This is a genomic window from Kamptonema sp. PCC 6506 (assembly GCF_000180455.1).
In the GTDB taxonomy this organism is placed as follows: Bacteria; Cyanobacteriota; Cyanobacteriia; order Cyanobacteriales; family Microcoleaceae; genus Kamptonema; species Kamptonema formosum.
The window spans coordinates 1-14448 of sequence record NZ_CACA01000273.1 but is presented as its reverse complement, the minus strand read 5'-3'; the positions used below and the strand labels follow the sequence as shown (position 1 = coordinate 14448).

The following is a 14448-nucleotide window of genomic DNA, read 5'->3' as shown; positions in this document are numbered from 1 at the left end:
TAACCCAGTAATGAATACGATTACGATCGCTTGCCTCACACTACCATTTTTTATCGGGTTTGTCATTTATTTACTTCCCAAATTTGACAAATACCTGGCTTTAGCTATCACCGTTGTTTCTGCTGGCTATGCCTTACAGTTATTACTCGGAGACTCCCCTTTAACACTGAACTTACTAGATAATTTCGGCGTTAAATTAGTCGCAGATCGCTTAAGTGGCTACTTTATTCTCACAAATGCCATCGTAACTGCTGCGGTGATTTTATACTGTTGGCACAGTGGTAAAACTGCTTTCTTTTACGCCCAAACGATCGTTCTGCATGGCAGTATTAATGCGCCCTTTGTCTGTGCAGATTTTATTAGTTTATATGTCGCCTTAGAGGTCAGTGGAATTGCCGCTTTTCTATTAATTGCCTATCCTCGCACCGATCGCTCGATTTGGGTAGCTTTGCGCTATTTATTTATCAGCAACACTGCCATGCTATTTTATCTGGTGGGCGCAGTCTTAGTCTATCAAACCCATCATTCCTTTGCTTTTGATGGTTTAAAAGGTGCGCCCCCGGAAGCTTTAGCTTTAATTTTTCTAGGATTATTGATTAAAGGTGGGGTGTTTGTCTCAGGATTATGGCTACCACTAACTCACTCAGAATCAGAAACCCCAGTCTCAGCATTACTATCAGGGATTGTCGTCAAAGCTAGCATTTTACCCCTGTTGCGCTGTGCTTTTATTGCAGATGAAATTAATACTATCGTCAGGATTTTTGGCGTAGCAACAGCTTTAATGGGAGTATCTTATGCCATCTTTGAAAAAGATACAAAACGGATGCTAGCATTTAGCACAATTGCCCAGTTAGGCTTTATTCTCGCAGCACCAGAAGTCGGTGGCTTTTATGCCCTATCTCATGGTTTAGTTAAATCACATCTCTTTTTAGTTGCCGGTTCCTTACCAAGTCGTAACTTTAAAGAATTGGAACATAAGGGGATAGATCCTAAAATTTGGATTCTCCTAGTTATCGGCAGTCTCTCGATTTCCGGCTTTCCTTTGTTGGTAGGATATAGCTCAAAAGTCTTGACCTTAAAAAGTTTAGCACCTTGGCAGGCGATCGCGATGAATATTGCCGCCGTAGGTACAGCGATAGCCTTCAGCAAATTCATCTTTCTAGCGCGTGGAGAAAAACAGGAAGTCAAACCCGGTTTTTGGCCAGCAGTCATACTTTTAAGCAGTGGGCTAATTATCGCAAGTGTAGCCTATTTCCAGGCTTATACCATTGATAACATCATCAAATCACTGGCAATTATCGGTATAGGGTGGCTGATTTATGCTTTAATTATTAAAAAGTTAGCAATCACTCTGCCCCGCGTACTTGAGCAATTCGATCATCTGATCGGTGTGATGACTCTAAGTTTGATCGTACTCTTTTGGATGGCCTTATCATGATTGGGTATTTAATAAGATTAACAATCTGGTTTTTGCTCACTTCCGATCTGAGTGTAGAAAATATCATCATTGGTTTACTCATTGCATTTCTTCTCCCCCGTAGCTATAAATCCTCAGTAAGATTGCAAGATTGGTTAAAGATGCTGGGCAAAATCTTAATCGCGATTCCCTTAGCATATCTTGAGGCCTTTGAAATCATCATCCGTCCCCATAATAGAGAAGATATCATTATGGAAAGGGCAAAACTCAAACGTTCGCCACTGCTAATATTTCTAGATGTATTTCTGATTACCTTTACTCCCAAAACAATTGTTGTCAGATACAACCAAGAAGGCTACTACGAAGTCCACAGAATTTCGCCGGGTAAACAGCCATGAACTCGATCGTAATTGCCATGATTATCGCGATGCTCATACCTATGTATTCGGCCTGGAAAAATGAGAATATTTGGCAAAAGATGTTAGCCTTTAGCAGTATTTCCTCAAAAGCAGGGATTATGATTCTGTTCATATCTGTCTTGCGCGATGATTGGATGATCGGCGTAGTAGCAGCCATTATCCTCACCGTAGGAAATGCAGGATTAATGTTGCTGGCACACATACTCAAACGGATGAATGACCTATGATTAATATATTGAGTTATCTATTAATTGGCGTAGGAATTTTCTTCTGGTTTTGGGGAACTTCTCACCTACTGGGCAAACGATCGGTATTATTTAAGTTACATACTCTTTCGGTTGCAGATACCTTGGGTTCAATCCTAATCGTTGTCGGGTTGCTGCTGAAAATACCCAGTGAATGGCCGCTGCTAATTTTAGCAATTATTTCCTTAGCAATTTGGAATACAATGCTAGGCTATGTATTAGCATACTGTTCTAGTGATGAGGAAAAAAATCAAACTCAAACTCAGACAGAGTTGCCACCGGAGACATTATGAATGATAGTTATATTTATGTCTTAACCGCACTTTTGCCCTTGGCTGCTTGTATGCTAGTAGTTCAAGTGAATCCCTATCACGCCTTAGTAATTCGTGGCATATTAGGGGCAATAGCAGCATTAGTATATTCAGTGTTTGGGGCTGCGGATGTGGCTTTGACAGAAGCATTAATGGGTACGCTGCTAGCAGTAACGCTTTATGTGGTGGCAGTGAGATCGTCGCTGGTAATGCGTTTGGGGGTTTTAAAAGAGGAGAAAGTCGAGGCTGAAGGCGATGTTTTAAACGTAGAACAAGTAGAGAAAGTTGATGACGATCTTACTCCATTGCTCGATGATTTTCGCAGGATTTTTAGCAAATATTATCTCCGTCTGGAGGTAGTACCCTACACGAATACACAGGCTTTACACCGGGCTCTGAGAGATAAGGAAGTTCATGCAACTTGTATGAAATTGGCAGATCCAGAGGCAGAAGGCGAACCCAGAAAAATGACTTATCAAACTGTCACTAGAATCGAACGTATCTATGAGATCGTGCAAGCTGAAGTTTCCGCGACAAACACCAGTCTAATTTATAAAATTGCCTTGGATTCAGGGGAGGATCGTCAATGAAATGGGTTTACATTGTAGCTGGAATCGCACTTTACATTAAAATGCTGCTTTTTGCCAATCCTGTCTCAGATTTCTCAGCGACTTCGATAGTAGAATTAATTGTCAAAGATAGTGGCATTCCCAATGCAGTATCAGCGATCATTTTCCGAAATCGGCTTTATGACACGATTTTTGAAGTAGTGGTATTTACGATCGCGATTATGGGAGCTAATTTTCTCTTGGCTAATGAAAGACCATCCTGTACAATTTATCAATTTACAGATCAACCTTCTATTGTTTTAGCGCGTCTAGGAGCGACTATTTCGGCTTTAGTAGCTATTGAATTGTCACTTCGGGGCCATTTAAGTCCGGGGGGTGGTTTTGCGGCGGGAGTGGCCGGAGGAACTGCGATTGGTTTGGTGGCAATTACTTCATCGTCGGAGTGGATGCAGCGGATTTACGAACGATGGCACGCGGCTACATGGGAGAAGATTTCGGTGTTGATTTTTGTCGTGTTGTCGGCGGTAACTTTGTCGGGGATAGAGTTACCTCATGGAGAATTAGGAGCTTTAGTTAGTGGTGGGATGATTCCTTTGCTGAATATTTTAGTAGCGGTAAAAGTTGCCTTGGGATCGTGGGCAGTGGTGTTAATTTTTATTCGTTATCGGGGGTTGTTATGATAGATGGGGAAGAAGGGGAAGAAGAGGCAGGAGGCAGGAGGCAGGAGGCAGGAGGCAAATGCAATACTAGAAATGGTTTGGGCGATCGAAAATGTCATAACTGTTGTGGCGGTTGCTATATAAGCCTGGTTTTCGCGTAAAAAGGAGTCAGAATTGTTTCTGACTCCTTTTTACCCCTGATTAATTATTAAGAAACTACTCCTGTTTCGGGCCGAAAACCATCTGTAACACCATCGTCGGCTCACCTCTTTTATGATAGCGATCCGCCCACTGGCGTATCACCTCATCCAACTCCTCAAGAGCTTGGTCAAGGCGTTCAGGAGGAATATCCAACTCCTCCAAAACTCGCATTACCTTGGGTTGTTTTTCCGCCCAATCCTGCATCAGCTTAAAGTACCGTGCAGTATCCTCTACCATAATGAAAGTGCGCTCTTCCTGCTCCGCTGGAGAATAAGAAGAGCGAGTTAGAGCATAAAAAGGCATTCCCCAAGGAGAATCAATTCTAGTTACAGTTCCCGAATAGATTAGGCGACGCTTAATGTGTTCTGCGAGAGCTTCACTCAAAGGCATTCGCCGATCGACAGATAACTCTTCTTGCGATCGCCTATGTAGAAACTCGATCAACTCCATAAACTGAAAAGAATTGATCAATTGAGCGTCAGGCAAATTCGGCGGAAGTTTACCTTCGAGATATCGCTTTTCCTCAGCAGTCAAATTGTTGCCCGGAATCCGGGCCCGCCCTGGTTGCCAAGGATATTGTTCTAACCAAACATAAGGAAATTGAATTAAATAGCGAGGCTCTTGGGAACCAAGCATTTTCAACAACTTGCCCTTAGTGAGGGCTTCCCGGACTTCTTCCACTATCACCTTCACCCGTTTGGGTTCAATGTGATGCAAGTGTCCGGTCATTCGCAGGTTTTGATCCTGTTCGATATAAGTTGTATAAATGGCACACTTAGCCGCAGTCGCTGCGGCATCAAGAAAAGCCCCGTGCCTGTGCCCACTTGTCCTCATGGCACTGAATGCCAAATAAAGCATGATCTGATCCATTGCGCTAGGGCTGAGGCTCTTGATCAGATCCAAAGAATCATTACTCATCACAATCCCCGAAATAGCCAAACTTGGAGGCATGGTATCATCCTCCGTTAATTGTTGCGAATACGCCGTATTAGGCGATGCCAATTTTTGCTTGCGCCTTTTGGCAACCCTATTACTCACGCCAGTTACTTTCCCTGAGACTATTGGGGCGTTGGCGTGGAGGCGATCGCACCGAGAAGTGCGAGTTATTGGCGAATTCAAGTAGATTGTTGCACCCTATGCACTCAGGGTTTACCCACATATTATGTTAAGTATCACCAATTTATTATAGTCCAACCATAGAAGAATCATCCCTATTGGAGGATAACATCGGTAAAAATTTTTTATCGGCCTGGGAGGAATTGACTGAGGTCTGACAAAAGCCATGCCAGTCAGGTTCTACAAATCAGCCGCAAGACCATTGACCTGTAGCTCAAGCCTTGAGCTCGTAACGATCGTGGATCGAGTGCGTCAGGTAAAGGGGGCAAAGTTGGCGATCGCCACCCAAAAATAGTAGTCCCAAACATCGCTGGCGCGATCGCACTTCCAATATTTCCGAGCTCATCTAAGTATACCCGATCCACTTGATTGCTGTTAAGCAAAGTTTAATCGGGGTAAAAATTACTGTGTTTGTTCAATATCGCCGCCCTAAATTACACTAGGAAATATCGTTAGATCGACCTTCCTCAGCCAGCAATTTAGATGTTAATTCCCGTCTTCCCATCAACAATCGTCTGCGTCTCCAATTCACCAAACCAGTGATTAATAAAACACTCGGTATTAAACCGATAAAAACATAGAAAATACGAGTATAAATTCCACCAAAAAGACCGAAATGAAGAGTGCCGATCGCAATCATAAACTTGAACATTGGTGGCGGTTCTACAACGCGATTGACATTCAAAACTTTCCCACTATATCGATTCAGTTCTACACTGCTCATCGCAAACCGAATCAACTCGTGAGGAAGTTGTTTACTAACCGTAATTTTTTCAGGTTGATGTTCGTCAAAAACTACATAAGTCGTTTTTCCATCTGGCATAGCGGCATCAGCTTTGCGTAACAATTCGCTTAAAGCTACGGGTTGTTTTGCCGGAGGTAAAACTTTCGCAACTGGCGGAGGTTGATTGAGCGCAAATAGCAGGACGAAGTATGAAAGCATGACACCTGTAACAGCCAGAATCAGTAAAAATGTACTTGATAAAATGCCTCCGACTTGATGGATATCGTAACTTAATAACGGTAGTGGTGCAGTCGTGCGAACCGTAAAACCGCTTTTCAATTTTCGCCAACCAGTCCACAACATTGTCCCGGTTATTACGATTAGTACAAATAACAAACCAGTCGCGCCCACAATCGCCGTTCCCACTTGACCAAAGGCTAATTTGTAGTGCAACTGATAGAGAAATCCCATCAGCGATCGCTCCCATTTTCTCGATCCTAAAATCTTAGCCGTGTAAGGATTTACGAACGTATCTAGGCTTTCCCCATCTGGGGTTTTTATTGTCACCTGATAGCTGCCATTCGGCGTTTGAGGAAAGCGAATCGACTGTAAAGGGAAGTTAGGATAAGCAGCTTGAACTGGCGCGATCGTTTCATCCAGAGATGCTAGATTTCCTTGGGGAACAACTCGCATTAAAGAAGGGTTAATGGCGCGATCGAGTTCCTGGTGAAATACAATAGCGCTACCCGTTAAACTAATCACAGTCAGTAATAGACCGATTGCAATTCCTATCGAACCATGTATTGTTAGTATCAGTTTGCGAACTTTCATACTTGCAACTCCTTGTTTAGATTTAGATAAAAACCGTCATTTGCTGTTAAAATTGCACTGTAAAAGAACCAATTACTGTCAATGGTTCCCGGCATATTGCCAGAGGATCTGCTATTTCTCACAGATTCAATGTAGTTGATATTGAACAGGTTTTTGATGTTGATTGCAAATCGCAAATTATCGCGTTGATAAAAAATTGCGGCATTGGTTAGAAAATAACTATCCGCTTCAAAGCTGTTAGCCAAATCCCCTTTTCTCTCGCCCACATAGTTGAATCCAACCCCAAATCCCAAACCCTGCAACTCACCGCTTTGAATTTCATAAGTTGTCCATAGACTAGCACTATGTTTGGGAGTATTAAATAATGTGTTGCCCACCAAATCGGGGTTTGTATCTGCTGTAACTTCAGCGTCAGTGTAGGCATAAGCAGCAATAACATTCCAACCGGGCAAAATTTGTCCAGAAATATCGAGTTCAAGGCCTCGACTTCGCTGTTCCCCAGAGGCAACTGAGAACAAAGGATTATTGGGATCGGTGACAGCAACATTTTGTTTTTTAATATCAAAGTATGCCAAAGTAGCGAAAAGCCTGCTGTCAAACAACTCACCTTTAACACCGAATTCGTAGCCTTCTCCGGTTTCCGGTTCGATGAGAGCACCGTCGGATGTTGTTGCCGAACCGGGAGTAAAAGATCGCGAATAGCTGGCATAAAGATAAACTTCAGGAATGGGTTGATAAACAATCCCTAAACGAGGAGTAAAATTATGGTAATTCTGATTTTTTTCGCTTTCAACTGACCTGGAATTACCCGAAAGCACTTTGTTTTTTTGCTCTGCGGTGTCATAGCGAAGTCCTGCTAGTAGCTTTAAATTATCGAAGATTGAAATTTGATCTTGCACGTAGAAACCATATTGACTTCTCTCTACATCATTTCCTCCAAAAGGAGCTAGTGTATCCTCATCAGGCTTAGGAAATTGCCCGTAAACCGGATCGAAAATATTGAGGGTAAGCGGTGTGGCAAAATCACCTACTGAGAAAAATCTTTCATCGCTGTAGGCGATATCTGCACCGAAGATCAGGGTGTGTTTAACTGAACCTGTAGCAAACTCACCCACGATGTTTGTTTGGAGAGTGTAGTTCTTATACTGCCCGTCTTGAGAAGCCCAGAAACGATTAACGGTGGCAGTTGCATCATCAAAGCCAATTTGAAGAGCAACCACATTGAAATCATACTCATAGGATGAATAGCGAAACGCATTTCTTAGCTTCCAGTTTTCACTGAAACGGTACTCGAAATTGTAGCCAACATTTAAGTCTTCAGTTCCTATCCGATCGTCGGGTTCGCTGCCAATGCGATCGCGTGGAACGTCAACAATCCGATTGCCAATAGCGGGCAGTTGATTATCAGCCGCCCGCCGATCTTCGGTGTATTCAAGAGAAACTGTCAAGTCGGCGCGATCGCTTATTCTCCAAGTAAGCGTCGGCGCAATAAATAACCGCTGCTCGTCTTGCTCAAAGCCCCGAAAACTCTCACTTGTTCGGTACAATCCATTTATGCGGTAGAGCAAACTGCCATCAGAAGTTAAAGGGCCGGAAATATCAATACGAGGTTGGACAAGACTCCGGCTTCCAAGTTGCAGTTCAGCTTCGTAGAAAGGTTCTGATAGCGGTTGTTTGGATACTAAGTTAATCAAACCCCCTGGTTGAATTTCGCCGTACAAAATTGAAGCTGGCCCTTTCAGAACTTCAACGCGATCCAGGTTGGCAAGTTCTGGAAAAGACTCCACGCCGTATCGTCTGAACCCATCTCGCAAGACAGGGGCCTCGTTAAAACCTCGAATACCAAATGTGGCACCTCGACCTGTACTATCTCCGCCGTATGTGACACCGCTAACGTTGCGTAATACTTCTTCTAATCTGGTAGCTTGTTGATCTTCTATGACTTCTTGAGGAACTACTTGAATCGACTGAGGAATATCTCGAATTGGCGTATCGGTTCTAGTTGCTGAGGAAGCATTGGGTACTCGATAGGGAGTTGCTTGTCTGGCGGTGACGGTGATATTAATTTCTTCATCAGCCGTGACACTTAAAGTTAAACCACTTGCGCTTCTAATTACATCTGCTATTGGCAATCTTTCTTGCCCGGTAATGCTGATGCGAATGCTATTAGCATCAACATTTGTCACGGTGACTGAAGTAATCCCTTCAAAGGGATTATCTGCCTTAAATTCTCCACCTCCCGGTAAGGCTAATTGGGCATTAGAAATCTCTGCAATTAAAGTTGTGCCGGAAGTCCTAGTATTTGCTCGTAACACTTGCCCTGCTGCTGTTTCTAAAATAACTTCTAAACCTGCGGGAGTTGGGTTTAGTTGTACGCCTGTAACTTGTATGACTGATTGAGAGATTTGTACGTTTTCAGAAAAGGTAAAACTTGCTTGCGATCGCTGAAAAAATCCTTCAACATTGGTGTTATGTTGCTCAATTTCGTTGAGTTTGGGTATTTCTGTAGCTGTGACTGCTGCGGCATCGGAGAGCGAAATTTCGGGATGTGTGGGGCTAGCTGCACCTGGGTGATTCTCATCAATCTTTTGCGTCAACTGCGAATTATATTGACTATCTTCGTTAAAGACTGTTCTCTTTGTTAATAATAATTTGCTTTTAATTAAAGACTGTTCTTGAATGGGAGTTTCTGGTTGTGGAGCGATTGCGATCGCGGACAACTCTTGAGGAAAGTCCGCTGAATCGCTCTCAATCGCTATTGCAACATCATTTACCTCCTCTTTCACAACCTCAGCCGCCATAATTGGCGCAATACCAATACTCAGCAGTGCAACGCACGCCAAAGGTAGATACAGTTTCATTTTCACACCACACACCGAGAATCGTTGAGCTACCGTGCTATCAGCCATAACCCAGTCAAAAAGCCATATACTATCGCTAATAATTTGCAGTAATTTTACCAAAATAAATGACTATGATGGTCATGTCAAGCAAATATTTTAGATTTTTTATTGCAAATTATTATAGGTACAAGCTTTGTCAGGACTTAGGTAATGACGCTATATATAGCATCATTACCTAAGTCCTGATAAACTATATATATTGGGTAAGTGAGTTTACCGCGATCGCCTGGATGAAAGACATGATTAGACTTCTCCAACAAAGCCTTTCAATAGCAGGCAAGATACCTGCTCCGAGCGGGTTTATGGGAGAAGTCTAAGGTCGCGATCGCCCAACGTTCTGATTTTTTCCCACACCAAAAACCCATGTGCGATCGCCAAAGCACTCAACCACACCACATTCCCAGCAAAGATGCTCCAAAGAATCGGCAGCGTTAAGACACACTTCCCTTCCAGAAGTAACCCAGCCAATAAAATCACCAATTCAAACAGCACAAATCCCCCAGTCAATCTGCCGCCCATACGCAGATAGTTTTGCGCGATCGTGCCTTGACTAAACAGAGGTTTGTAACTTGCCAGCATCGTCACCAGCAGCGTTCCAGTCAATAACACCAATCCCCAAGCGAAACAGTTAAATGTGCGGGGATAGTTATGCAAGGTATAGCCGCACAATTGATTGGCAAACCAGATAGTTGTAGCCGTGACGATCGCACGGCGACGAGTCAGCGTGGTTCCAGCAATGACACCCAGACAAACAAAGGGTAGGGTACAGGTGTAAGTCAGGTTGCTGAGGCTACCAACAGTAATCAGTAACGCTTGCCAGAATATCCCTTGAGACAGCGATCGACAACCCAATCGCCATTGAGCCGATAGATTCTCATTTGTAGGAATCGTCAAACTTTGCACAAAATTCATAATGCCTCTGATTTACTTGTAGATTTGCTAACAGGTGGATACAGATGGTCGATCACTTTATTGTTTTGACCGAGATGTTCGTGGACAATACGTTGTGCGATCGCGGGTGTAACGCGGGTATACCAGGTTCTATCACCCGAATAGAAAACCACAGGCCCCATTTTGCATACCTCCAAACAACCGGAAGTCATAACGTACACATCCATTCCTGCTTCTTTCACCGCAGTTTGCAACGCCTCAATAATCGGCTGCCAGTTGCGCGAAGGGTGACAGCGACTTGAACGGCACACTGAGATGTAGGGACGTTTGAGCGGGTTGTTCTCAAATGGGATGGGGCCCGAACCCAAGACGTAAATCTCGCGTAGTTCCTGGTAAAGACTCAACTTTTCCAGTTGAGGTTTGCCCTCCGGTAACAAGTCTTCATCCTCCCCAACAAAGGGACTGGGCAAAAACAGATTCATCATCTTTTCGCCTGCACCGTTCCAAAACTGAATGCCCCAACTACGGGCTTCCCCCTTTTCATTTAAACGACGATACAGCGATGCCCGATGAATTAACCGTTGCTGCCGCAGTTTGGGGGGCGTTTTTTCCAAAGGACCGCCCAAATGCTCTTCCAGGCAAAGATGCAGATGCCATGCCTCGGTGACAACAGTAAGATAGCCATCGTAGAGGATGCAGATTTTTGGCGGTTGGGTAAATTCCAGTTCCAGCACACCGCCCTCCACCACATGACCAATCTGGGTTTCTTGCCAGCGTTCCTGAAACAGTGCGTACAACAGAGGTCCGGTAACATCAATCGTACAGGGAAAGTCTTCGTACTCAATCTGTCCGCCCGTTAGTAGCGGTTCGGTAATGCAACGGTTAAGCGGTGTAACAAAGCGAGAGAATTCACCCATGATAAATCTCCTAAAATGTGGCACTGATACCAAGTCGAAAGCTGCGTCCTACGGCGGGATAACCGGGATATTGCTCGTATTGTTGGTTAAATAAATTATCTAGGTTGCCATTCAACACCACAGTTCCCCCTAATGGCACGCGGAGTTTTAAATCTACGGTGGTGTATCCCGGCAAGGATTCGGTGTTGGTGTTGTTGACGAAGTAACTGCTGAGGTGGCGCACAACTATACCCGTATAAAGTCTTCCGGGTGTTTCGTAGGCCAGTCCAAAATTAAGGCTATCGGCATCCCGAAAGCTCAGTTGGTTGTCTTGGATATCGGGGTTGCGATCGCGCACAATACGCGGGTCGTTTAGGGTATAGTTGGCAAAGCCATAGAAATTGCGGGCAAGTCGCACATTCAGAGCTGCTTCTAAGCCCAATGTTCTCACTTGACCGATGTTTTCGTAAGTGCTGGGAGAGCCAAACTTAAAGTTAATCAGATCGGAAATGGTGTTACTAAAAAAGGTGAGCCGCAGCAGCCCAATATTCCCTAATGCCTGGTCGATGCCAATGTCAAAGCTATCTCCCCGCTCTGATTTTAGGTCAGGATTTCCCACTACATTAAAGGCAGCTAACCCTTCCAGGTTAGAGATTTGCGGTGCTCGGAAGCTTCTGGCATAGTTGGCTCGTAACGTCGTACTCGCTCCCAAAGCCAGCCGTGCGCCAACGCTGGGAGAGGTAAATGAGCCATTAACCAAGCTGTTAAAGTCTTGCCGCAGCCCCAAGTTGACGCTGAAACTAGGGGTGAATTTTACTTCATAGCGGGCAAACAGTGCGCCTTGGCTAATGTCGCCATCGTAGTTGACCTCGGTGCTGTTAGTACCATAACTGAAGGTGGTATTGCGCGATCGCGTGTTACGGTAATCCACGCCATAGGTGAGCGTCTGGTTCTTCGCAATTTGCCAGTTATGCTGCACTTGAGCTCCAATCGCCCTGCGATCCACGTCATCTTTAGTGCCAGAGCCGTTTGGGTCGGGATTGTTATAGTTATAGCTGAGAAAATCCCCGTAAACGCGGCTGGTGAGCAGAGAATCGTCGCCATCCCCTAACTTGGATTCCCAAGTCAGATCTAATAATACTTCCTCGGTGTATTGCCGAGCTTCTGGAGTCAGAGTGTTAAATTCGCCAATGCTACCTGGAATTGCCACTCCTCCAGCCACTCCAAAATCTTTAGTCAAATAGAGGGCGCTGAAGGTGAGCGTGTTGCGATTATCGAGTTGCCCTTCCAGTTTCAAGTTGGCATTATTGTACAAAACATCAGCGTTCTCGCGGCGATCCTCCAGGTTAATGCGATCGATATCGAAGGGAAAATCATTTTCCGACTGAGTGCGAGTGTAACCTACTGTCCAGCCAATTCCGCCACTGCGTCCCCTCGTTTGAATTGCCTGCTCATTTAACCCAAAGCTACCTGCTGCTGCTCGCAGAGCGACTTCCGGCTTATTTGATGGAGAACGAGTGATGATGTTAATTACGCCTCCTATTGCGTCTGAACCATAAAGTGTGGAGCCACCGCCCGGTAGTAACTCAATGCGTTCAATGTTATCGGTAGTTAGTTCTGACAAATCAAACCCACCGAAAAAGCCCACATCGTTGATAGGGCGACCATCAAGTAAAATCAAAACTTGTGCCGAATTCGAGCCACGGATAAACTGACTGCTCAAAGCACCTAACTGCCCGCCAGCCGTGCCATCAATCAGAATTCCCGGCAGGTATTTTAAGGCTTCCTGGGCTGTTCTCGCTCCCTGGGCTTCAATCTGTTCGCGGTTAATTACATAAACTGGGCGGGTAGAATCTCCCAGAGGGGCTTCTCGCCGAAAGGGTGCGTATACAGGTTGATTTAAAATTTCGCCCGTAACGGTAATATCAATTTCTTCTTCTTCTTCTTCCTCTTGGTTGGCGTTGGGTGACGGTGTTTGGGAGAAGGCTTTTGGTGTACAAGCGATTGCAAAGGCGAAAAATCCTGTCAAAGTCCAGCAAAATATCTCCACGCCTTGTGGAAAAAATGCGTTTACCATCTTCTGTACCTCGCAGATAGATTTACAGTTCAATTAACATCGGCGGGCATTCTGACTCAAAGACATCAGTCTCATTACAGCTGCGGGACAGCGCCGGATTTACACCGAACTTTCCCCGTTACCTCTAGCGACTGCTCCTCGCTAGAACCGATTTATTTCCTCACAGCATATCACTGTTTGGGTTGCAAGCCAATATATCTCTTAAAATGGTTATAAGCTCACTCTCCCGTGCCGCATTTCATCTTGCCTCCACCACAATAAGTCCCCCACCAAGGATTGAATTTAGCCGCATCTTCTGGATCTTTAGTCATATTTACAAGCGTTGCAAAGCTAGATGGCTTACTGGCATACCGAAAGTGCATATGTATTGGTTCACCATTTAATTCACCATGCGGTGGGATAAAACTGAGATACTGGAAGCGATTACAGCCGGGATCTTGACTTTCATCTTTTACCAGCTCAAATAAATCCCAAGTCATTTTATACTCGGCGTAATACTTACCATCGCCAGTTGCACCCATGTAAACATACTGACAATTCCGTGCGATTGGTTTTTTCCCGGCTGTATCTTTGTAGAAGGTGAATTTCTCCATTTTATTGATATCAATACGTTTGGGATTGCGGGGATCTTTGACCGAATTCTGGTGTTCTCTGTTGAGATGAAACACGCCATTAAATCCTAAGTACGGAACCTTATAGGCATTCATCGAGATAATTTGAGTGGCTATAGGTGATGGGGTTACAACTTTTGCAGGGGTCGGCTGAGTAGTCTTTGCAGATGGACTTGCAGCTTTTATTGACGCTGGTTGAGACTCAGTTTGATTTACTTCGGGTGAATCTATTTGAGGTTGGCAAGCGATCGTTACTACCCCAACTACAACTAGAATTGCATTAAGTTGAAATCGTTTCATGGATATCTCCTGGTGTAAAAATTTAGAACATGATTGAGAAGAAGGGACTAGGGGAAGAAGAAGGGACTAGGGGCTAGGGGCTAGGGGCTAGGGGAAGAAGAAGGGACTAGGGGTTAGGGGCTAGGGGCTAGGGGAAGATAAGAAGGGGAAGAAGGAGGGAAGAAGGGATGAAGATCGGCGGGTTTCAGTAATTTAGAATGTTTTAACTACCTTAGCCTTTGCTAAGTAAATCCACTTAATTAAACATAAGATAAGGATGGCTAAAAAGCCGACTGTCT

At 44.5% G+C, this 14448-nt stretch carries 15 protein-coding genes and 1 riboswitch; of the genes, 7 read left to right on the top strand and 8 right to left on the bottom strand.

Annotated features, from left to right (window positions below; genetic code table 11):
- Positions 1–10 precede the first annotated feature (10 nt).
- The 6 genes from OSCI_RS14730 to OSCI_RS14705 are packed head-to-tail and all read left to right on the top strand — an operon-like array spanning position 11 to position 3641.
- Positions 11–1438, top strand: a complete 1428-nt coding sequence (locus OSCI_RS14730; protein ID WP_007355798.1) for a cation:proton antiporter — start codon at positions 11–13, stop codon at positions 1436–1438.
- Positions 1435–1815 carry a Na+/H+ antiporter subunit E gene (locus OSCI_RS14725; RefSeq protein ID WP_007355797.1) on the top strand — a complete coding sequence of 127 codons (381 nt, stop codon included), beginning with the start codon at positions 1435–1437 and terminating at the stop codon, positions 1813–1815. Before OSCI_RS14730 ends, OSCI_RS14725 begins: the two co-directional genes overlap by 4 nt.
- Positions 1812–2063: a hypothetical protein gene (locus tag OSCI_RS14720; protein ID WP_007355795.1), complete on the top strand. Its 252-nt coding sequence runs from the start codon at positions 1812–1814 to the stop codon at positions 2061–2063. Before OSCI_RS14725 ends, OSCI_RS14720 begins: the two co-directional genes overlap by 4 nt.
- Positions 2060–2374, top strand: coding sequence for a monovalent cation/H(+) antiporter subunit G (locus OSCI_RS14715; protein ID WP_007355794.1), 315 nt, complete (start codon positions 2060–2062; stop codon positions 2372–2374). The genes OSCI_RS14720 and OSCI_RS14715 overlap by 4 nt, the downstream gene beginning before the upstream one ends.
- The gene (locus tag OSCI_RS14710; protein WP_007355793.1) at positions 2371–2982 is read left to right on the top strand and encodes a DUF4040 domain-containing protein; all 612 of its coding nucleotides are present in this window, start codon (positions 2371–2373) and stop codon (positions 2980–2982) included. The genes OSCI_RS14715 and OSCI_RS14710 overlap by 4 nt, the downstream gene beginning before the upstream one ends.
- Positions 2979–3641, top strand: a complete 663-nt coding sequence (locus tag OSCI_RS14705) for a Na(+)/H(+) antiporter subunit B (RefSeq protein WP_007355792.1) — start codon at positions 2979–2981, stop codon at positions 3639–3641. The genes OSCI_RS14710 and OSCI_RS14705 overlap by 4 nt, the downstream gene beginning before the upstream one ends.
- Positions 3642–3836: 195 nt before the next feature.
- Here the strand turns inward: OSCI_RS14705 and hetR are convergent, their stop codons facing one another.
- Positions 3837–4739: a heterocyst differentiation master regulator HetR gene (gene hetR / locus OSCI_RS14700; RefSeq protein WP_026103653.1), complete on the bottom strand. Its 903-nt coding sequence runs from the start codon at positions 4737–4739 to the stop codon at positions 3837–3839.
- Positions 4740–4770: 31 nt separating this feature from the next.
- On the opposite strand from hetR, the gene OSCI_RS30000 reads away from it, so the two are divergent.
- Positions 4771–4944, top strand: coding sequence for a hypothetical protein (locus OSCI_RS30000; protein WP_155523377.1), 174 nt, complete (start codon positions 4771–4773; stop codon positions 4942–4944).
- Between the two features lie 207 nt (positions 4945–5151).
- On the opposite strand, the gene OSCI_RS31995 is transcribed toward OSCI_RS30000, so the two are convergent.
- From OSCI_RS31995 to OSCI_RS14670, 7 genes are all read right to left on the bottom strand, one after another.
- Entirely contained in the window at positions 5152–5283 is a 132-nt protein-coding gene (locus OSCI_RS31995; protein ID WP_267879530.1) for a hypothetical protein, read from the bottom strand.
- Between the two features lie 93 nt (positions 5284–5376).
- Positions 5377–6492, bottom strand: a complete 1116-nt coding sequence (locus OSCI_RS14695; RefSeq protein ID WP_007355788.1) for a PepSY-associated TM helix domain-containing protein — start codon at positions 6490–6492, stop codon at positions 5377–5379.
- Positions 6489–9353, bottom strand: coding sequence for a TonB-dependent siderophore receptor (locus OSCI_RS14690; protein ID WP_234708755.1), 2865 nt, complete (start codon positions 9351–9353; stop codon positions 6489–6491). Before OSCI_RS14690 ends, OSCI_RS14695 begins: the two co-directional genes overlap by 4 nt.
- Before the next feature lie 342 nt (positions 9354–9695).
- Positions 9696–10307, bottom strand: coding sequence for a hypothetical protein (locus OSCI_RS14685; RefSeq protein WP_007355786.1), 612 nt, complete (start codon positions 10305–10307; stop codon positions 9696–9698).
- Complete coding sequence (locus OSCI_RS14680) at positions 10304–11203, bottom strand: (2Fe-2S) ferredoxin domain-containing protein (RefSeq protein WP_007355785.1); 900 nt, start codon at positions 11201–11203, stop codon at positions 10304–10306. The genes OSCI_RS14685 and OSCI_RS14680 overlap by 4 nt, the downstream gene beginning before the upstream one ends.
- 10 nt (positions 11204–11213) lie before the next feature.
- Complete coding sequence (locus OSCI_RS14675; protein WP_007355784.1) at positions 11214–13259, bottom strand: TonB-dependent receptor plug domain-containing protein; 2046 nt, start codon at positions 13257–13259, stop codon at positions 11214–11216.
- A 23-nt stretch (positions 13260–13282) separates the two neighbouring features.
- A riboswitch (cobalamin riboswitch) is annotated at positions 13283–13426 on the bottom strand.
- Positions 13427–13477: 51 nt separating this feature from the next.
- Positions 13478–14170, bottom strand: a complete 693-nt coding sequence (locus OSCI_RS14670; RefSeq protein WP_007355783.1) for a hypothetical protein — start codon at positions 14168–14170, stop codon at positions 13478–13480.
- Positions 14171–14448: the final 278 nt, after the last annotated feature.